Here is a 19459-nt window from a genome sequence, read left to right on the forward strand (position 1 = left end):
TGGACGGCCCCTTACGGACTCACTACTGGGTGCTGCTGCACTGCGGGACCAACTTCTTCTCCTCCTCCGAGAGGGTGGGGCCGGGCTTCGGAGTGGGAGACGTCGTCGGCGTGGGCTTGTTCGTGGCCTTGGCGGCGCGCGTCCCGAGTTGGCTCTCGGTCTTCTCGTTCCCGGGCTGGCCGCTGCTGCTGTGGGACGGGTCGGCGCTGCTGGAGGCGCTGCCCCCGGAGGCGCCGTCGCCCTTGCCCTTGTCGCCGCGGGTGAGGTCCTTCTGGCTGTCCTCGGCCTTGTCCTGGGCGTCGGCCTTCTTACAGGCGCCGGCGAGGGTGGCGAGGTCCTTGGTCTTGTCCCGTGCCTGGCCGAGACCGCTGACCGTGATCGTGTCCTCCACGCGGCCGCGCTGGTCGGGCGGGAGGTACTTGAGTTCGATCTCGCGGTGGTCCTCATGGACCTTGTTGAGCTTGATCCAGGCGAGGTCCTGGCTGATGCCCTGGTAGATCGCCACGTGGTCGCCATTGGAGCCCACGTAGTACTGCGTCTGGGTCCAGCGGTAGCCGCCGTAGAGCCCGCCGCCGATCACGGCGAGGCCCAGCACGATGAAGAGCGACCGCTTGGCCCATGTCTTGCGGCCGCTCTTCTTGGTGAAGTCACCTTCGGCGTAGTCGCCGTAACTGCCCTGTGGCAGACCGCCGATGGCCGGGTCGCCGCTGCCGGGCGGTCCGAAGCCGCCGTGCGGGTCCCCCTGCTGCGGTACGGAGCGGCCGAGCTCGGCGGCCCGGCCCGCGGGGGTGTGCGCCGCGCCGCCGTCCCCGAGCGGCACCTGGTTCTCGGCGACCGCGCCCACGATCACGGGGGTGTCGTTGAGCTGGGCGGCCAGGGTGTCACCGCCGTCCACGTCGAGGACGTCGGCGACGATGCAGGTGATGTTGTCGGGGCCGCCGCCGCGCAGTGCGAGCTGGATCAGCTCCTGCACCGTCTCATGGGGGCCCTGGTAGCTGGCGAGGGTCTCTTCGAGGGTCTGGTGGCTCACGACGCCGGACAGGCCGTCGGAGCAGATCAGATAGCGGTCACCGGCCCGGACCTCGCGAATGGACAGATCCGGTTCGACATGGTCGCCGCTGCCCAGCGCGCGCATCAGCAGCGAGCGCTGCGGATGGGTGCCCGCCTCCTCCTCGGTGATCCGGCCCTCGTCGACCAGGCGCTGCACCCAGGTGTGGTCCTGGGTGATCTGGGTGAGCACACCGTCGCGCAGCAGATACGCGCGCGAGTCGCCGACGTGCACCAGACCGAGCCGCTGGCCGGTCCACAGCAGGGCGGTGAGCGTGGTGCCCATGCCCTCCAGCTGGGGGTCCTCCTCGACCATGAGGCGCAGCTGATCATTGGCCCGCTGCACGGCGGTGCCGAGGGACGTCAGGATGTCCGAACCCGGGACGTCGTCGTCGAGCTGGACGAGGGTGGAGATCACCTCGGAGCTGGCGACCTCGCCGGCGGCCTGGCCACCCATGCCGTCGGCGATGGCGAGCAGCCGGGGACCGGCATAGCCGGAGTCCTCGTTGCCCTCCCGGATCATGCCCTTGTGCGATCCGGCCGCGAAACGCAGTGACAGACTCATGCGCACCTCGCCCGTCGGCTCCGGGTACAGCCCCTTGCCAACCACGCTGCCCACCCTCCGGTCGTCATGGTCCTACTACTTCCGCAGCTCGATGACGGTCTTGCCGATGCGGATCGGCGCACCCAGCGGAATCGGTGTCGGTGTGGTGAGTCGGTTCCGGTCGAGATAGGTGCCATTGGTGGACCCGAGGTCCTCGACGATCCACTGGCCGTCACGGTCCGGGTAGATCCTGGCATGCCGACTGGAGGCGTAGTCGTCGTCGAGCACGATTGTTGAATCGTGCGCACGGCCGAGGGTGATGGTCTGCCCCTGCAAGGCGACCGTGGTGCCGGTCAGCGTGCCCTCGGAGACCACCAGCTTGGTGGGGGCACCGCGGCGGCCGCGGCCCCCGGACTGCTGGCGCTGCGGCGGCGGCGCGCTCTGCCGCTGCTGCGCTTGCGGCCGGTCGGGGGCCCCGCGCCGCGCCGAACCGCGCTGGGTCACGCGGGTCCCGAACAGGTCGCTGCGAATGACCTGGACGGCCACGATGACGAACAGCCACAGTACGGCGAGGAAACCCAACCGCATGACCGTGAGGGTCAGCTCTGACATTGCCCCCGCTTCACCCTTCGGCTTGCCGGTAAACGATGGTGGTGCTGCCCACGACGATCCGCGAGCCGTCGCGGAGCGTAGCGCGGGTGGTGTGCTGTCCGTCCACCACGATGCCGTTCGTCGATCCGAGATCCTGGACGGTCGGTGGGGTTCCGACCCTGATCTCGCAGTGTCTGCGGGAGACTCCGGGATCGTCGATCCGCACGTCAGCGTCGGTGGAGCGGCCCAGGACGAGCGTGGGCCGGGAGATCTGGTGGCGGGTGCCGTTGATCTCGATCCAGCGGCGGGACTGGCCCTGCTGCTGGCCACCGGCACCCGCACCGGCTCCGCCGGTGCGGGGCACCGGACGGGCGCTCGGCGGCGCGGACGGCATCGGCGGGGCGCCGGCGGGCTGGGCGGGGTAGCCGTAACCGCCGGGGCGCTGCTGCGGGGCTCCGGAGCCGGAGCGGCCCGACGCCTGCTGCGGGCTCTGGGACTCGCTGGAGGCCAGGGTCCGGCTGCGCACCCGGTACAGACCGGTGTCGAGGTCCTCCGCCTTTTGCAGATGCACCTTGATGGCGCCCATGAAGGTGTAGCGCTGCTGCTTGGCGTAGTCGCGGACCATACCGGCCAGCTCGTCGCCGAGCTGGCCGGAATACGGGCTGAGCCGCTCGTAGTCGGGCGTGCTCAGCTCGACGATGAAATCGTTGGGGACGACCGTCCGGTCGCGGTTCCAGATCGTGGCGTTGTTGTCGCACTCGCGCTGGAGCGCGCCGGCGATCTCGACCGGCTGGACCTCGGACTTGAACACCTTGGCGAAGGTGCCGTTCACGAGGCCCTCGAGACGCTGCTCGAAGCGTTTCAGTACTCCCACGGGGCACCTCCTTCCTCAGTCGTGCTCTAGGTCGTCCTGGTACTGCTTACTGATCGTATCCACGCGTCGGGAAATCGGGTGGTTCCCCTTCCTGGCCCTGTGGAGCAGTGTCACCTCTCACAGGGATCGTAGAGGTGCCCTGACGACAGTGTCCCGCAACCGTGACGGTCCTCGGATGGGCGGGGGCGGGGGCACCGATAACGGGTGTGATTGCACCCCGCGCAGCGTGCTAGTGTTCTGGATGTCGGAAGGCGCCCCACAGGAACCGGACGGATCGAGACGATCAAGCCGGGGAGCGGGGCGAGTAGCCGGAAGACAGCACCCATGCGCGGGTGGCGGAATAGGCAGACGCGCTGGATTCAGGTTCCAGTGCCCGAAAGGGCGTGGGGGTTCAACTCCCCCCTCGCGCACCAGTCGGAGCGGGTCTCTCCGGAGTGACGAAAGTCGCTCCGGAGGGGCCTGCTTCGCGTTGTGACCCGTGACGGGGGTCTCCGAGGGCACGGCGGATGACAGGGGCCTCCCCGGGAGGGGAGGCCCCTGTGGCTCGATATGGCCCGATGTCCGGGTGGGACCGGATCGGACGGGCCGGAACGATCGGACCGACCGGAATGGCCGGAACGATCAGTTGGATCTGGCAGACCGATGGATCTGGCAGACCGATGGATCTGGCAGACCGATGGATCGGGCAGACCGGATGGATCCGGTGGATCGGGCGGTCGGTCCGCTCAGGCGGCGAAGCGGGCGGCGAGCGCCTTGGCGTGGGTCGTGGCGTCCTCGTGGGCCTTTGCCTTGGAGGCGTCCGAGAGCTCGACGAGGTCGGCCATGGCCGGATTGGAGCGGGCCAGCGTGAGCTCCGGCACAACGAACGTGACATCGAGGCCGAGCCCGTCGCCCAGCGCCTTGCCCAGGTAGTTGGTGACGAACTCGAAGCTCTCCCGCGGGGTGCCCGGGCCGTAACCGCCGCCACGGCTGGCGACCACGATGGCCGGGGTGCCCGAGGTGGTCGTCTGCTCGGCGCCAGCGGTGCGGCCCATGATGATCACGTGGTCCAGCCACGCCTTCAGGGTGGAGGGAATCGTGAAGTTGTACATCGGGGCCCCGATCAGGACCACATCGGCCTGCTCCAGCTCGCCGGCAAGGGTCTCCCGCAGGGCGAAGGCGGCCTCCTGCTCGGGGGAGCGCTGATCGGGAGCGGCGAAGCCCGCGGCGGCGGCGAGGCCGTCCAGGTGCGGCAGTGGCTCGGCGGCCAGATCGCGGTAGATCACCGTGCCGTTCGGGTGCTGGGCTTCCCATTCCTTGCGGAAGGTAGCCGTGACCGAGCGGGAAGCGGAGGCTTCTCCAGGGAAAACGGACGTGTCGACGTGGAGAAGAGTTGGCATGGATGCCTCCGGTGACAGGGCTCGGGTAAGGAGCCAGCAATACCTACGTACCTACGGAAGGCACAGTAGCTTACTTTTCCGTAGTCCCGAACTGGAAAGCAGTAGTGTGTATTCCATGGCGAAGGATCGTGGGGATCACAGCGAGCAGTCCTGCAAGCAGGTCGACGGCGAGATGACGCGGTTCTTCGAGCTGTTCGGCAAGCGCTGGACGGGGCTGATCGTGGCCGTGCTGACGGAGCAGGGGGCCTACTTCGCCGAGCTGAGGCGGGCCATTCCGGGGATCAGTGAGCGGATGCTGTCGGACCGGCTCACCGAGCTCTCCACGGCGGGTCTGGTGGTGCGGGAGGTCGACGCCGGGCCGCCGCTGCGGGTGGCCTACCGGCTGACGGACGCGGGCAAGGCGCTGGAGCCCGCGCTGAAGGAGCTGTCGCGGTGGGCGGAGAGCCATCTGCCCTCGGGCGGCAGCGACTGCCCGGAGCAGCTCCGGGGCTGAGCGGGGGCTGGGGTCCGAGGCTCGGGCTGAGGCTTGGGCTTGGGCTCTGGGGCTGGGCCGAGTCGGTCCCGGGCTGAGTCGGGGCTGGGGCTTGTCGGTCCCGGATCGAGCCGCGTCGAGCTTGCGTCTGCGCCGGGCCGGGGCTGGGTCGGGGCTGGGCCGAGTGGGGGTGCGGCTCGTGTGCATCCGAGCCGGTCTGAGCTGGGACTTCACCATGATCATCGAGGTTTTCCACAGGCTCTGACGGGGTGGGCTGCCAGGGGGTACGGTCTGCTCAGTCGATGTCGTGTGCGAGGAGGCGGGGGCGCGATGACGGACGACCGGAGCGTTCAGGGCGACGGAAGCGGCGAGACGGGCCGGAGCGGTCATAGCGGAGAGAACGGCCGTAGTGGCGAAAGCGGTCGAAGCGACGAGACCGGTGAGAGCGGCGAAAGCGGCCGTAGCGGCGAGATCGGTGAGTGGGGGCCGGGCGGCGCGGACGGTGGGAGCGCCGCGGGCGGGGTGGCCCGGCGGCTGTCTCCGGTCCCGGGCTTCGCCGTCTGGCGCGGCGACGGGCCGTCTCCCCGGCAGCTGGGCAAGGCGCTGCGCAAGCGGATGCCGCGCTCGGCGCATGCCGAGCCACCGAGTGCCGACGGCCGGCCGGATCCGGTGGCGGCGGTCGAGCGGTCGAACACCGGGCGGCTGCCGGAGCTCACCCCGATCCGGGTGGGGCGGATGGCCGCGACCCCCTTCTCCTTTCTGCGCGGGGCCGCCGGATTGATGGCGCACGACCTCACGACCACGCCGGTGACCGGTATCGGGGCCCAGCTGTGTGGCGACGCCCATGCCGCCAACTTCGGGATCTACGGGGATGCGCGCGGTGGCCTGATCATCGATCTCAACGACTTCGACGAGACCGTCCACGGTCCGTGGGAGTGGGATGTGAAGCGGCTCGCGGTCTCGCTGGTGCTGGCGGGCCGGGAGGCGGGCGCCGACGAGGACACCTGCCGGGCCGCGGCCCAGGACGCCGTGGGCGCCTATCGGCGCACGGTGCGGCTGCTGGCCAAGCTGCCGGCGACGGACGCGTGGAACGCGATCGCGGACGAGGAGCTGGTCTCCCACACGGACGCCAAGGACCTGGTCGGGACGCTGGAGCGGATCTCCGAGAAGGCCCGGCGGAACACCAGCGCGCGGTACGCCGCCCGATCCACCGAGCCCGTGCCGGGCGAGGAGGGCTCCTCCGGCCGGCCCCGGGCCCGGCGCTTCGTGGACGCGCCGCCGGTGCTGCGGAGGGTGCCGGACGAGGAGGCGGAGGCGGTGGCCTCGTCGCTGGCCGAGTATCTGGCCACGCTGCCGGAGGACCGGTTGCCGCTGCTCTCGCGGTACGAGGTGCACGATGTGGCGTTCCGGGTGGTCGGCACGGGCAGCGTGGGCACTCGCTCGTATGTGGTGCTGCTGCTCGACCACCGGGGCGAGCCGCTGGTGCTCCAGGTGAAGGAGGCGCGCCCCTCCGCGCTGCTGCCGCATGCCGCGAAGGCCGGTTTCGAGGTGCCGGATGTCACACACGAGGGGCGGCGGGTGGTGTTCGGCCAGAAGCGGATGCAGGTGGTCAGCGACATCCTGCTGGGGTGGACGACGGTGCGGGGGCGCCACTACCAGGTGCGGCAGTTCCGCAACCGCAAGGGAAGCGTGGACCCGGCGGCGCTGGCCGCGGACCAGATGGACGACTACGGGCGGATGACCGGGGCGCTGCTGGCGCGGGCGCATGCCCACACCGCGGACCCTCGGCTGCTGGCCGGTTACTGCGGCAAGGGGGAGGAGTTGGACGAGGCGGTGGCCGCCTTCGCGGTGGTGTACGCGGATCGCACGGAAGCGGATCACTCCGCGCTGGTCGTGGCGGTGCGCAATGGGCGCATAGCCGCCGAGATGGGGGTGTGAGGCGCGGGTGGGGGTGTGAGCTCCATCGCCGATCACCGCCGGACGTAGTCTGAGCGGGTGACGAATCCGGAAGCGCAGCAACAGGCACGGCAATCGGTGTCGGACGCGGAGCCCCAGGCGGAGTCGCACGACCGGTCGCAGGAGGAGGCTCAGGCCGCCGAGCGTCTGGAGCGGGCGGTGCGCGCGGCCGAGCAGGCGCTGATCGAGTTCGAGATAGCGGTGGAGACCTTCCGGGTGGAGGTGGAGAACTTCTCCCGGCTGCACCACCAGCGGCTCGGGCCGATGTACTCACGCCTCGACGAGCTGGACGCGCTGATCGCCGAGGCGGTCGCGGCGCGCACCGGCGATCCGGAGGACATCCGCAAGGCCCGTGAGGCGCGGGGGCTGGTGCAGCCGATGCCGGGCGTGGAGGAGCTGTTCCACGGCTGGATCGACTCGGACGGGCTCTCGCCGGAGGCGGCCGCGATGCTCACCGAGCGGCCCGTGCAGCCGCCGCCGCGGGTGCGGCCGAGCGAGGAGGCCCGCCGGATCTACCGGGAGCTGGCCCGTAAGGCCCATCCGGATCTGGCCGAGGAGGAGGCCGAGCGGGAGCGGCGCGGTGCCTTCATCGTGCGGGTCAACGCGGCGTACGCGGCCGGGGACGAGGAGGCGCTGCGGGTGCTGGCCGAGGAGTGGGAGGCCGGTCCGCCGCCGCCGGAGCGGCGGGCGAGCCCCAGCGAGGAGCTGTACGCCCGGCTGGAGTGGCTGGCCGAGCGCAAGGAGATGCTGGCCGCGGTCGCGGCGGAGCTGGAGTCGAGCGCGATCGGCGCGATGATCAAGATGGCGCCCGAGGACCCCGACCGGCTGCTGGACGAGATCGCCGAGCAGCTGCTGGCGCAGGCCGCGGAGAAGGAGGCCCGGCTCGCGGAGCTGGCGCGGTAGTAGGTTTGCAGCGCAGCTGCCGATGTGATGTGAGAGGTGTGTCCGATGCATTTTGCCCAGCTTCCCCAGGTGGAGGCGGCGGTGGTACCGGCCGATGGCCTGCTGCTGGACGTCCGGGAGGACAACGAGTGGGCGGCCGGGCATGTCGAGGGCGCGCTGCACATCCCGATGGGTCAGGTCGTGGCGCGGTTCGATGAGCTGACCGCGGCGGTCGGCGAGGGGCGCCGGGTGCATGTGATGTGCCGGGTCGGCGGCCGCTCCGCGCAGGTGACGCAGTATCTGGTCGCGCAGGGGCTGGACGCGGTGAACGTGGACGGCGGGATGCTCGCCTGGGACGCGGCCGGTCGGCCGATGGTGAGCGGCCCCGACGGCACCGCCGAAGGGGCCTTTGTGCTCTAGGGGTTCGCCTCTCTAGGGGATTCCCTATGGATCGGCGGGGCCCGCCGATCAGCCGAGGGGATGGGCCGCGAGCAGCTCGCCCAGCGCCTCCTCATGGGCGGCCGCGGACCCCAGGGAGAGCTCCAGCTGCTTGCCCCAGGCGTGATAGCGGTGCAGGGGGTAGTCGGTGACCGCGCCGAAACCGCCGTGCAGATGCTGTGCGGTCTGTACGACGCGGCGCACGCCCTCGGCGGCCCAGATCTTGGCGACGGCGACATCTCCCGCGACGGGCAGCGTCCCGTTCACCGTCGGCCGTGCCTCGGCCAGGGAGAGCCGCCAGGCGGCCTGCCACAGGGTGGCCTCCATGGCCCGCAGATCGATATAGCGGTCGGCGGCCTGCACGGCGACCGCCTGGAAGGTGGCGAGCGGGAAGCCGAACTGCTCGCGCTGGCTCACATAGGAGCTGGTGAGGTCCAGCACCGCCGAGCCGAGGCCCAGCGCGAGGGCACAGGTGCCGGTGGTGAGGAGGTCGCGCAGCCATTCCCAGGCGCCGTCCGCGGCCAGCACCTCGTGGTCGGCGAGCCGCACTCCGTCCAGCCGGATCTCGGCCTGCCGCTCACCGCTGGTGGAGATCTGCTCATCGAGGACGACGCCCTCGTGGTCGCGGGGGACCAGAGCGAGGACCGTACGGCCCTCCCCGGTGTGGGCCGGGATCAGCACTCGCTCGGCGCCATGGGCCCAGGGGACGGCGGTCTGGACGCCCTCCAGCGCCCAGCCCTCGCCGTTCCGCCGTGCCTGGACGGCGAGTTCGGCCGGGCCATGGCCGGTGCGGCCGCTGGAGGCAGCGGTGAGGACCAGCTCGCCGCGGGCGGCCGGGGGCAGCACGGCGGCGCACAGCTCGGCCTCGCCGTAGCGCTGCACGGTCAGCGCGGCGGCGCTTGACTCCAGCAGTGGCACCCGGGCCAGCACCCGGCCGCATTCCCGCAGCACCAGGCAGAGGGCGAGCGGGTCGAGGCCCGAGCCGCCGTACCGGGGGTCGAGGGTCAGGCCCAGCAGATCGCTCTCGGCCAGCTTCCGCCACAGCGCGCGGTCGAAGTCCTCGGCGACGGCGCCCGCGGTCAGCGCGGGGCTGGGCACGCTGTCCGGCGTGACGGAGGAGAAGACGGCCTTCGCCGCCTCGACGGCCGCCTGCTGCTCCTCGGTGAAGGTGAAGTCCACTGTCCGTACCTCCCGCGCCGCGGCTTTGTCTGACGGCCCGTCAAGATAGAACAAGTTCTACAAGAAGGGAACGCCGATGCCGCGCTCGGGGGCGGTCAGCGGTCGAAGTCCAGCTCCACCCGCTCGCTCACCGGACGGGACTGACAGGCCAGCACATAGCCCGCCTCGACCTCGTCCGGCTCCAGCGCGAAGTTTCGGTCCATCCGCACCTCGCCGGAGACCAGGAAGGCCCGGCAGGTGCCGCAGACCCCGCCCTTGCAGGCGTACGGCGCGTCGGCCCGATTGCGCAGTACGGTCTCCAGCAGGGGCTCCCCGTCCTGGACCGGCCAGGTGCCCGAGCGGCCGTCCAGGGTCGCCGTGACCGAGCTGTCCGAGGCGGTCCGGACCGGGCCCGGAGCGGGGGAGACGCCCTCGGCGGGGGCCGACTCCACATGGAAGATCTCCTGATGGACCCGGCCGCGGGAGACCCCGAGGCCGCGCAGCGCCCGCTCGGCCGCGCGCACCAGACCGTAGGGCCCGCACAGGAACCAGCCGTCCACCGAGCCCACCGGGAGCAGCGCGGGCAGCAGCGCGGACAGCCGCTCCTCGTCCAGCCGCCCGGACACCAGCCCTGCCTGCTGCTCCTCCCGGGAGAGCGCGCACACCAGCTGGAACCGGTCGGGCCAGCGGTCCTTGAGGTCGGCGACCTCCTCCAGGAACATCGTCGAGGCCGCGGTGCGGTCGCTGCGGATCAGGCAGAAGCGCGCCTCGGGTTGGCGGCTGAGCAGTGTGGCGGCGATGGACAGCACGGGGGTGATACCGCTGCCGCCGACGACCGCCGCGAAGTGGCCGGGGCGGGGTTCCAGGACGAAGCGGCCGGCCGGGGCCATCACCTCCATGACCTCCCCGACCGCCAGCTCCTTGAGGGCATAGGTGGAGAACTCGCCGCCCTCGACCAGCCGCACTCCGATCCGCAGCAACTCCGGGCCCTCCGCGCCCGGGGCCGGGGCACACAGTGAGTACGTCCGCCGGATCTCCGCGCCGTCCGCGAACCGGCGCACCGCGATGTGCTGACCCGCCGTGAAGCGGAATGTCTCCCGCAGCGCGGGCGGCACCAGGAGGGTGACCGCCACCGCGTCATCGGTGAGCCGGTCGACCGCCGCCACCCGCAGCGGGTGGAACGCGCCATGGTGGGGCGCGGCCCGCTTCACCGCCTCCGCGGCCATCACAACTCCTTGAAGTGGTCGAATGGTTCACGGCATGCCGCACAGCGGCGCAGCGCCTTGCAGGCGGTGGAGGAGAAGCGGCTGAGCAGCTCGGTCTCGGTCGAGCCGCAGTGCGGGCAGCGCACCGCCAGGGCCACCGGGACCGGGCCGTCCGCCGCGGTGGCACCGCGCGGCGCGGGCGGCGCTATCCCGGACTCCGCCAGCTTGCGGCGGCCCTCGGCGCTGATCGCGTCCGTCGTCCAGGGCGGGGAGAGGACCGTGTGCACGGCGACCTCGGGTATGCCGTGGTCATGGAGCACCTGCTCGATATCGGTGGCCATCGACTCCAGCGCCGGGCAGCCGGTGTAGGTGGGGGTGAGCTCGACCTCGACCCGGCCCGGCCCCAGCAGGCGCAGCCCGCGCATCACGCCCAGCTCGGCCAGGGACACCATCGGCAGCTCGGGGTCCGGTACGGATCCGGCCAGCCGGAGCAGCTCCTCCTCGAGCGGGGTGGTGCCGGACGCGGAGGGCGTGGGCGCCGCGGAGGGGGTGGGCGCCGCGGAGGGCGTGGGCGTCACCATGCCGCCCCCGGGTGGCTGCGGTGCAGATGCTGCATCTCGGCGAGCATCCGGCCGAACGGCTCGGTGTGGATGCCCTGGCGCCCCGCGCCGGCCGCCCAGCCGGTGCGCCGCGGCCCCTCGGGCACCGCCAGGGTGGCGCGCTCCAGGACCGAGGTGATCCGGGTCAGCCAGGCGTCGTGCAGGGTGTGCCACTCCACCTCGCACCCCTCGACCGGCTCGAAGAGCTCGCCGGTGAACCGCCAGTGCGCCTCCAGCCCCCGCCGCATCCGCTCATGGCTCTCGGCCGTGCCGTCGCCGAGCCGAAGGGTCCAGTGCTCGGCGTGGTCGCGGTGGTAGGCCACCTCCTTGACCGCCTTGGCGGCCAGCGGGGCGAAGGGGCCGGTGCCGCGCGCCAGCCGCTCGTACAACAGCTCCTGGTAGGTGGAGAAGTAGAGCTGGCGGGCGATGGTGTGGGCGAAGTCCCCGTTGGACTGCTCGACCAGCTGGACGTTGCGGAACGCCCGCTCCTCGCGCAGATACGCCAGCTCGTCCTCGTCGCCCACCAGGGAGAGCAGCACCCTGGCCTGGCCGAGCAGGTCGAGGGCGATATTGGCGAGCGCGACCTCCTCCTCCAGCACGGGGGCGTGCCCGGCCCACTCCCCCAGCCGGTGGGAGAGCACCAGCGCGTCGTCGCCCAGGGCGAGGGCCGCGGTCATAGGTGCCGCACCCCTTCCGGGATCGCGTAGAAGGTGGGGTGGCGGTAGGGCTTGTCCGCGGACGGCTCGAAGAACGGATCCCGCTCGTCCGGAGAGGAGGCGGTGATCTCCGCGGACGGCACCACCCAGATCGAGACGCCCTCGGAGCGCCGGGTGTACAGATCCCGTGCGTTCCGCAGAGCCATCTCCGCGTCCGGGGCGTGGAGGGAGCCGGCGTGGGTGTGCGAGAGCCCGCGCCTGCTGCGGACGAACACCTCCCACAGCGGCCACTCGGCGCTCGGGCTGCCGCTCATGCCTGTGCCTTCCCGTGCTTGGCCGCGTAAGCGGCGGCTGCCTCGCGCACCCAGGCGCCTTCCTCATGGGCCCGGCACCGCTGGGTGATCCGCTGGGTGTTGCACGGGCCGTTTCCCCGCAGGACCTCGCGGAACTCGTCCCAGTCGATCGGCCCGAAGTCGTAGTGCCCCCGCTCCTCGCTCCACCGCAGCTCGGGGTCGGGGAGGGTGAGGCCGAGGGATTCGGCCTGGGGGACGCAGATGTCGACGAAGCGCTGGCGCAGCTCGTCATTGGAGTGGCGCTTGATCTTCCAGGCCATCGACTGCGCGGAGTGGGCCGAGGAGTCGTCCGGCGGGCCGAACATCATCAGCGACGGCCACCACCAGCGGTCCACCGCGTCCTGCGCCATGGCGTGCTGGGCCTCGGTGCCCCGGCTCAGGGCCAGCAGCAGCTCATACCCCTGGCGCTGGTGGAAGGACTCCTCCTTGCAGATGCGGACCATCGCCCGTGCGTAGGGCCCGTAGGAGCAGCGGCACAGCGGGACCTGGTTGGTGATCGCGGCGCCGTCCACCAGCCAGCCGATGGCGCCGACGTCGGCCCAGGTCAGCGTGGGGTAATTGAAGATCGAGGAGTACTTCTGGCGGCCGCTGTGGAGCTTGTCGAGCAGCTCGCCCCGGCTGGTGCCCAGGGTCTCCGCCGCGCTGTAGAGATACAGACCGTGGCCCGCTTCGTCCTGGACCTTGGCCATCAGGATCGCCTTGCGCCGCAGCGAGGGGGCGCGGGTGATCCAGTTTGCCTCCGGCTGCATGCCGATGATCTCGGAGTGGGCGTGCTGGGCCATCTGCCGCACCAGCGTGGCCCGGTACTCATCGGGCATCCAGTCGCGCGGCTCGATGCGCTCGTCCGCGGCCAGGGCGGCGTCGAACACCGCCTCGTACGCCCCCGCGTCCGCCGCCATCGTCGTCATGCGAAGCCCCTCCGCCCGTCTGTCTCCGCCGACCGGCCAACCGACCGACCGATCGTTCGGTTCAATGGTGTGCTGAGGAACGTAGGGTGTCAACCCTGTGGATAACGCTGAGGACGCTGTGCCGAGTGGTTCCGCATGGGTACGGTGCCGAGGGGCGTGGGGGCCACGGGGGCGCGCGGTCGACCGGCGTGCGCGAAGACCTGGACCATCGGGAGCGGGGCGGGGTATGGCGGACACGGGGCCGGAACCGACGGATCCGGGGCCGATGGAACCGGAACCGATGGAACCGGGGCCGGACGACGACGCGGCGGAACCGATCACCGCGCTCTCCCTGCCGGGACAGCTGATCATCGCGGTGGCCATCGCGGCCGTCGCCGTGGCCGCCGCGATCCATCTCTCGGCGGCCTTTCTGAACGTCTCACCGCCCAACACCGTCACCAAGCGGCACGGCGCGGCGATAGACGACTACATCTATCCCGAGTTCGAACGGGTCTGGAAGCTCTTCGCCCCCAACCCGCTCCAGCAGAACATCGCCGTCCAGGCCCGCGCCGAGATCCGCACCCCCGACGGGGGCACCGCGACCACCGGCTGGCGCGACCTCTCGGCCCAGGACGGGGCGGCCATCCGCCACAACCCGCTGCCCAGCCACACGCAGCAGAACGAACTGCGCCGCGCCTGGGAGCTGTACGTCGGCTCGCACGATGCGCGGGAGCGACCGCAGGGGATGCGCGGCAGCCTCTCCGAGCAGTACATCCGCCGGATCGTGATGCTCCGCCTCGGCCGCGAGGAGGACGGCGGGGCCGTGGAGCGAATACAGGTGCGCTCCGCGACCACCGCGGTGGCCCCGCCGGACTGGAGTGACGAGAAGACCGACATCAGGACCGTCTACCGGACGCTGCCCTGGTGGACGGTGACCACCGATGACCTCCCGGAGGCGAAGCGCCGGTGACCCTCTCCGCCCGCCTCCAGACCGCCGTGGCGCGCGGCCAGGCCCGTGTCACCGGATCCGCGCTCGGCGCCCGGCAGAGCGCCGTCGTGCGCATCGGCTTCTCCTTCACCTGGCTGCTCTTCCTGGTGCGGGAATGGCCCCACCGCCGGGAGCTGTACGGGCCGGACGGCCCGTGGAACTGGGACATGGCCGCGCGGCTGATCGACGGCAACCGCGCCTTCAGCGCGCTCATGTGGACCGACAGCACGGTGTGGTTCGAGGTCGTCTACGCCCTCGCCATCGTCTCCAGCGCCCTGCTGCTGCTGGGCTGGCGCACCCGCACCATGTCCGTGCTGTTCATGATCGGGGTGCTGTCGCTCCAGAACCGCAGCATCTTCGTCGGGGACGGCGGCGACAATCTCATCCATCTGATGTCGATGTACCTGGTGCTGACCCGATGCGGTCAGGTGTGGTCCCTGGACGCGCGCCGGGCGGCCCGGCGGGCGGACCGCGAGTGGCCGCCGCGCGACACCGCCGGAATCGTGCTGTGGGCCCTCAGCGGGACCGCCCTGCTCTGGGCGCAGCTGTTCACCGACGCCCGGCTCTCCCTGACCGCCGACGGCCCGCTGCCCGGGCTGGGCTGGGGCACCGTCCTGTGGGGGCTGTGGACCGTCCAGGCCGGCTGGTGGCTCGTCAAGCGCTACGCACCGGGGGAGCCGCGCACCGTCATGGACGCGCTGGCCAATGTGGCGCACAACGGCGCCCTGCTGGTGATCATGGCCGAGGTGTGTCTGCTGTACGCCACGGCCGGCTGGTACAAGATCCAGGGCTCGCGCTGGCAGGACGGCACCGCCCTCTACTACCCGCTGCATCTGGACTACTTCTCGCCCTGGCCGGGTCTGGCCGATGTCATGGCGGCCAGCGGCACCCTGGTCATGGTGCTGACCTACGGCACGGTCATCGTCCAGGTGGCCTTCCCGTTCACCCTGCTCAACCGGCGGGCCAAGAACGTGATGCTCGTCCTGCTGATGCTGGAGCACCTCGGCATCGCCGTGATGCTGGGGCTGCCCTTCTTCTCGCTCGCCGTGATCTCGGCGGACGCGATCTTCCTGCCGACGAACTTCCTGCGCTGGGCCGAGGCACGGCTGGGCCGGACCCGGGACCGGCTGGTGGAGCGCGCCGGGTGGCTGCCGGGGCAGCGGGCGCCGGAGAGCGTGGAGAAATCCCCGGCGGGCACCCTCGTACGCTGAGGGAATGATCGATGACGAGGTCGCCCGGACCGTACGGCACTGGCGCGCGACGGCCCCCGAGACCGTGCTGCTCGACGGCTTCCACGCGCTGAAGCACGCGCTGCGGTTCGGCGCGGACGTACGCGCCGCGGTCACCAGCGACAAGGCGGCCGCCGTGGAACTCGCCGGGGATCTGGCCGACGACCTCACCGAGGCGATCGCCGACCTGCTGGTGGAGGTGGAGCCCGGAACCCTGCGCGATCTGGTGCCCAGGGTGCACCCCACACGGGTCGCCGCCCTGGCCGTCCGGCGCGACCGCCAGGGGAATCTCGACGAGCTGTCCACGCTGCCCAGGACGGCCCCCGTGGTCGTCCTGGACAACCCCCGCAACCTGGGGAACGTCGGGGCCGTGGTCCGGCTCGCCGCCGGGTTCGGGGCCACGGGCGTGGTCACCACCGGTGATATCGACCCCTGGCATCCGAACGCCGTGCGCTCGGGCGCGGGGCTGCACTTCGCCACCGCGGTGGAGCGGCTGCCGGGCGACGCCCTTCCGGAGGGGCCGCTCTACGCCCTGGACCCGGAGGGGGAGGACATCCGGTCCGTGACCATCCCCGATGACGCGCTGCTCGCCTTCGGCTCCGAGCGGCACGGGATCTCGCCCGAGCTGCGGAAGCGGGCCACCAGGCTGGTGGCCCTCCCCATGCGCCCGCAGGTGTCCAGCTACAACCTGGCCACCAGCGTGGCCATGGCTCTCTTCCACTGGGGCGGCCCCGACCGCCCCGCATAGGGTCCGACGGCGCGGAAGGAGCAGGCGGGCGGAGTGCGGTGAGCGCCCCGCACCCCGCCCCGTCCGAACACCGGCCCCGTTACTCCGCCGGGCGGCGGACCTCGATCATCCGGAAACGGCCGGCCACGAACGCCCCGTCGCACAGGGCGGCGTTGGCCGACGGATTGCCGCCCGAGCCGTGGAAGTCGGAGAAGGCCGCGGTCTGGTTCACATACACCCCGCCGGTCAGATTGAGCGACAGCTGGGCGCACTCCTCCAGACACGCCTCCTCGATCAGCCGCTCCGCCTCGGGCGAGGTGGTGTACGCGCCGACCGTCATCGCGCCTTTGTCCCGGGTGGTCCGGCGCAGCAACGCGACCGCGTCCTCCGTGGAGTCGACGGCGACGGCGAAGGAGACCGGGCCGAAGCACTCGGACAGATACGGCGCGTCCGCGTCCGCCCCCTCCCAGAACTTCCGCGCGCCGTCCGCCTTGACCATCAGCGGCGTACGGACCGTGGCATCCGGGAACTCGGGGTGGGCCACCGAACGGGAGGCCAGGGCGACCGCGCCCAGGCCGGGGGCGGCCTCCAGCCGCTCCTGGACCCGCGGGCCCACGATCGCTCCCAGGAGCGCGGCGGCCCGTGCGTCGTCGCCCAGCAGCCCGTCGACCGCCGCGGCCAGGTCGGCCACCACCTCGTCGTAGGTCTTGAGGCCCGCGTCGGTGGTGATGCCGTCGCGGGGGATGAGCAGATTCTGCGGGGTGGTGCACATCTGGCCGCTGTAGAGGGACAGGGAGAACGCCAGATTGGCCAGCATGCCCCGGTAGTCATCGGTGGAGTCGATCACCACCGTGTTGACCCCCGCCTTCTCCGTGAAGACCTGGGCCTGGCGGGCATGGGTCTCCAGCCAGTCGCCGAAGGCGGTCGAGCCCGTGTAGTCGATGACGCGGATCTCGGGGCGGACGGCGAGGACCTTGGCGATCCCCTCGTCCGGCCGCTCGGCGGCCAGCGCCACCAGATCGGGGCTGAACCCCGCCTCCTTCAGCACCTCGCGCGCCACCTGGACGGTCAGCGCCAGCGGCAGCACGGCCTGGGGATGCGGCTTGACCAGCACCGGATTGCCGGTGGCGAGCGAGGCGAAGAGCCCCGGATAGCCATTCCACGTCGGGAAGGTGTTGCAGCCGATCAGCAGCGCGATACCGCGCGGGACAGCCGTGAACGTCTTGCGCAGGCGCAGCGGGTCGCGCTTGCCCTGCGGCTTGGACCAGTCCGCGGCGCCCGGGGTGCGGGTCTGCTCGGCGAACGCGTACGCCACCGCCTCCAGGCCGCGGTCCTGGGCGTGGGGGCCGCCGGCCTGGAAGGCCATCATGTACGCCTGTCCGCTGGTGTGCATGACGGCCTGGGCGAACTCATGGGACCGGGCGCCGATCCGGGCCAGGATCTCCAGGCACACCAGGGCCCGTGTCTCGGGGCCGGCGTCCCGCCAGGCGGGCATACCCGCCCGCATCGCCGGGAGGAGCACCTCGATGTCCGGATGCGGATACTCCATGCCCATCTCCGCTCCGAACGGCGAGACCTCGGAGCCCGCCCAGCCGTCGGTGCCCGGCTGGTCCAGCTCGAAGCGCTCGCCGCGCAGCGCCTCGAACGCCGCCTGGCCCTCGGCGACGCTCAGGCTCCGGCGCCCGCCTTCACTCTCGCCGCCATAAGCCTTGGGGTGCTCGGGGTGCGGCGACCAATAGGCGCGGGTACGGATCGCCTCCAGGGCCTGGTCGAGGGTGGGGCGGTGCTCTTGCGTCAACTGCGCGGTGGTGAGTGCGGCGGTCACGACTGACCAACTCCTCGTCGAGCTGGGGCTGGGCTGGGATGGGCGACAGAGTTAGAGTAACCGAACGATCGGTCGGGACAAGAGGGCCTGGCGAACCTGTGGACAACTTCGTCGAAAAGGATCTGCGGCATGACTGCGATCGACCGTGGGATCGACCGCGCCGGCCTCGTCGCCGTCGTCGGCACCGGCACGATGGGCCAGGGGATCGCCCAGGTGGCGCTGGCCGCGGGCCATCCCGTGCGGCTCTATGACGCCGCGCCCGGCCGAGCCTCCCAGGCCGTCGACGCCATCGCGGACCGGCTCGGCCGGCTGGTCGCCAAGGAGCGCCTCCCGGCCGCCGACCGTGACGCGGCCCTCGGCCGGCTCGCCCCCGTCGCCGACCTCGCGGACCTGGCCGAGGCGGATCTGGTGGTCGAGGCGATCCTCGAGGAACTCGGCGCCAAACAACAGCTGTTCACCGCCCTGGAGTCGGTGGTCTCCGACGGCTGTCTGCTCGCCACCAACACCTCCTCCCTCTCCGTCACCGCCGTCGCGGGCGTCCTGCGCCGCCCCGGCCGCCTCGTCGGCCTGCACTTCTTCAATCCGGCCCCGCTGATGCCGCTGGTGGAGGTGGTGCGCGGCGCCGCCACGGACGAGGCCGCCGCCGACCGTGCCCACGCCACCGTCGCGACCTGGGGAAAGACCCCGGTGCGCTGCGCCGACACCCCCGGATTCATCGTCAACCGGATCGCCCGCCCCTTCTACGCCGAGGCGTTCCGGGCGTACGAGGAGCGCGCCGCCGACCCCGCCACCCTCGACGCCGTACTGCGCGAGTCCGGCGGCTTCCGGATGGGCCCCTTCGCGCTCACCGACCTGATCGGCCAGGACGTGAACGAGGCCGTCACCCGCTCCGTGTGGGAAGCGCTGTTCCACGATCCGAAATTCACCCCGTCCCTCGCCCAGCGGCAGCTCGTGGCCTCCGGGCGGCTCGGACGCAAGACGGGTCATGGCTGGTTCGACCACTCCGAGGGCGCCGGGCGGCCCGCCCCGCACACCGCCGAGCCGTGCGAGCCGCCCGGCAAGGTCGTCGTCCATGGCGACCTCGGGCCCGCTCAAGGGCTGGTCGGCCTCATGGAGGAGGCGGGCATCGCGGTGACCCGCGAGCCCGTCGGGGCGCATCTCGCCCTGCCCGACGGCACCCGTCTGTCCCTGGCCGACGGCACGACGGCCGCAGAGGACCCCTTCGCCGCGTCGGTCCGCTTCGACCTGGCGCTGGACTACCGCACCGCCACCCGCGTCGCCCTCGCGGCGTCCCCGGCCGCCCCCGAGGAGTCCCTGCGGTCCGCGATCGGCCTGTTCCAGGCGCTCGGTAAGGCGGTCAGCGTCGTCCAGGACGTCCCCGGCATGGTCGTGGCCCGTACCGTCGCGATGCTCGTGGACTTCGCCGAGGACGCCGCCGCACGCGGGGTGGCGAGCCCCGAGGACATCGACACCGCCATGCTGACCGGCGTCAACTACCCGCGCGGACCGCTGGCATGGGGGCGCGCGCTCGGTGCCCACTGGGTGCGTGACACCCTGCGCAACCTCCACCACGCCTGTCCGACCGGCCGCTACGCCCCCTCCCAGGCGCTGATCCGGCGTGCGGCCGCCGATGAGGGACTGCTCTAATC

19 protein-coding genes and 1 tRNA gene are annotated in these 19459 nt (G+C 71.7%); 9 read left to right on the top strand and 11 right to left on the bottom strand.

Annotation, left to right across the window (positions count from 1 at the left end; all coding sequences use genetic code 11):
- Positions 1-22: 22 nt before the first annotated feature.
- From NQU54_RS11240 to NQU54_RS11250, 3 genes are all read right to left on the bottom strand, one after another.
- Positions 23-1612, bottom strand: a complete 1590-nt coding sequence (locus tag NQU54_RS11240) for a PP2C family protein-serine/threonine phosphatase (protein WP_257631006.1) — start codon at positions 1610-1612, stop codon at positions 23-25.
- 75 nt (positions 1613-1687) lie between these two features.
- Positions 1688-2203 (bottom strand): FHA domain-containing protein FhaB/FipA, encoded by a 516-nt coding sequence (locus tag NQU54_RS11245; protein WP_069861269.1) that lies wholly within the window; start codon positions 2201-2203, stop codon positions 1688-1690.
- Between the two features lie 10 nt (positions 2204-2213).
- Positions 2214-3056, bottom strand: coding sequence for an FHA domain-containing protein (locus tag NQU54_RS11250; RefSeq protein ID WP_257630926.1), 843 nt, complete (start codon positions 3054-3056; stop codon positions 2214-2216).
- 326 nt (positions 3057-3382) lie between these two features.
- Between NQU54_RS11250 and NQU54_RS11255 the strand changes: the two genes are divergently transcribed.
- Positions 3383-3469 (top strand) — tRNA-Leu (locus NQU54_RS11255).
- Positions 3470-3781: 312 nt separating this feature from the next.
- Here the strand turns inward: NQU54_RS11255 and NQU54_RS11260 are convergent.
- Entirely contained in the window at positions 3782-4435 is a 654-nt protein-coding gene (locus NQU54_RS11260) for an FMN-dependent NADH-azoreductase (protein WP_257630927.1), read from the bottom strand.
- 115 nt (positions 4436-4550) lie between these two features.
- Here NQU54_RS11260 and NQU54_RS11265 point away from each other — a divergent pair, with 115 nt between their 5' ends.
- The 4 genes from NQU54_RS11265 (at position 4551) to NQU54_RS11280 (ending at position 8165) form a co-directional block, all read left to right on the top strand.
- Complete coding sequence (locus NQU54_RS11265) at positions 4551-4928, top strand: winged helix-turn-helix transcriptional regulator (protein WP_069861275.1); 378 nt, start codon at positions 4551-4553, stop codon at positions 4926-4928.
- Positions 4929-5237: 309 nt separating this feature from the next.
- Positions 5238-6845: a DUF2252 domain-containing protein gene (locus NQU54_RS11270; RefSeq protein ID WP_257630928.1), complete on the top strand. Its 1608-nt coding sequence runs from the start codon at positions 5238-5240 to the stop codon at positions 6843-6845.
- 96 nt (positions 6846-6941) lie between these two features.
- Positions 6942-7766, top strand: coding sequence for a hypothetical protein (locus NQU54_RS11275; protein WP_372505852.1), 825 nt, complete (start codon positions 6942-6944; stop codon positions 7764-7766).
- 45 nt (positions 7767-7811) lie between these two features.
- Positions 7812-8165, top strand: a complete 354-nt coding sequence (locus tag NQU54_RS11280; RefSeq protein ID WP_069861279.1) for a rhodanese-like domain-containing protein — start codon at positions 7812-7814, stop codon at positions 8163-8165.
- A gap of 48 nt (positions 8166-8213) precedes the next feature.
- Here NQU54_RS11280 and NQU54_RS11285 read toward each other — a convergent pair whose 3' ends face one another.
- The 6 genes from NQU54_RS11285 to paaA form a co-directional block, all read right to left on the bottom strand.
- Positions 8214-9362 (bottom strand): acyl-CoA dehydrogenase family protein, encoded by a 1149-nt coding sequence (locus NQU54_RS11285; RefSeq protein WP_257630930.1) that lies wholly within the window; start codon positions 9360-9362, stop codon positions 8214-8216.
- 95 nt (positions 9363-9457) lie between these two features.
- A complete protein-coding gene (locus tag NQU54_RS11290; protein ID WP_257630931.1) occupies positions 9458-10567 on the bottom strand; it encodes a 2Fe-2S iron-sulfur cluster-binding protein in 1110 nt (369 codons plus the stop codon).
- Complete coding sequence (paaD, locus tag NQU54_RS11295) at positions 10567-11127, bottom strand: 1,2-phenylacetyl-CoA epoxidase subunit PaaD (protein WP_257630932.1); 561 nt, start codon at positions 11125-11127, stop codon at positions 10567-10569. The genes NQU54_RS11290 and paaD overlap by 1 nt, the downstream gene beginning before the upstream one ends.
- On the bottom strand, positions 11121-11822 hold the full coding sequence (paaC, locus tag NQU54_RS11300) for a 1,2-phenylacetyl-CoA epoxidase subunit PaaC (protein WP_257630933.1): 702 nt from the start codon (positions 11820-11822) through the stop codon (positions 11121-11123). Before paaC ends, paaD begins: the two co-directional genes overlap by 7 nt.
- The gene (paaB, locus tag NQU54_RS11305) at positions 11819-12115 is read right to left on the bottom strand and encodes a 1,2-phenylacetyl-CoA epoxidase subunit PaaB (RefSeq protein WP_046088802.1); all 297 of its coding nucleotides are present in this window, start codon (positions 12113-12115) and stop codon (positions 11819-11821) included. The genes paaC and paaB overlap by 4 nt, the downstream gene beginning before the upstream one ends.
- Positions 12112-13062 carry a 1,2-phenylacetyl-CoA epoxidase subunit PaaA gene (gene paaA, locus NQU54_RS11310; protein WP_257630934.1) on the bottom strand — a complete coding sequence of 317 codons (951 nt, stop codon included), beginning with the start codon at positions 13060-13062 and terminating at the stop codon, positions 12112-12114. Before paaA ends, paaB begins: the two co-directional genes overlap by 4 nt.
- A 265-nt stretch (positions 13063-13327) precedes the next feature.
- On the opposite strand from paaA, the gene NQU54_RS11315 reads away from it, so the two are divergent.
- The 3 genes from NQU54_RS11315 to NQU54_RS11325 are packed head-to-tail and all read left to right on the top strand — an operon-like array spanning position 13328 to position 16006.
- Positions 13328-14011 carry a DUF5819 family protein gene (locus NQU54_RS11315; protein WP_257630935.1) on the top strand — a complete coding sequence of 228 codons (684 nt, stop codon included), beginning with the start codon at positions 13328-13330 and terminating at the stop codon, positions 14009-14011.
- A complete protein-coding gene (locus NQU54_RS11320) occupies positions 14008-15240 on the top strand; it encodes an HTTM domain-containing protein (RefSeq protein WP_257630936.1) in 1233 nt (410 codons plus the stop codon). The genes NQU54_RS11315 and NQU54_RS11320 overlap by 4 nt, the downstream gene beginning before the upstream one ends.
- A 4-nt stretch (positions 15241-15244) precedes the next feature.
- Positions 15245-16006 carry a TrmH family RNA methyltransferase gene (locus tag NQU54_RS11325; protein WP_102935200.1) on the top strand — a complete coding sequence of 254 codons (762 nt, stop codon included), beginning with the start codon at positions 15245-15247 and terminating at the stop codon, positions 16004-16006.
- A 79-nt stretch (positions 16007-16085) separates the two neighbouring features.
- On the opposite strand, the gene paaN is transcribed toward NQU54_RS11325, so the two are convergent.
- Positions 16086-17810 carry a phenylacetic acid degradation protein PaaN gene (paaN, locus tag NQU54_RS11330; RefSeq protein ID WP_257630937.1) on the bottom strand — a complete coding sequence of 575 codons (1725 nt, stop codon included), beginning with the start codon at positions 17808-17810 and terminating at the stop codon, positions 16086-16088.
- Positions 17811-17939: 129 nt separating this feature from the next.
- On the opposite strand from paaN, the gene NQU54_RS11335 reads away from it, so the two are divergent.
- Positions 17940-19457 (top strand): 3-hydroxyacyl-CoA dehydrogenase, encoded by a 1518-nt coding sequence (locus tag NQU54_RS11335; RefSeq protein WP_257630938.1) that lies wholly within the window; start codon positions 17940-17942, stop codon positions 19455-19457.
- Positions 19458-19459 lie beyond the last annotated feature (2 nt).

The organism is Streptomyces malaysiensis subsp. samsunensis (genome assembly GCF_024519315.1).
Classification (GTDB): Bacteria; Actinomycetota; Actinomycetes; order Streptomycetales; family Streptomycetaceae; genus Streptomyces; species Streptomyces malaysiensis.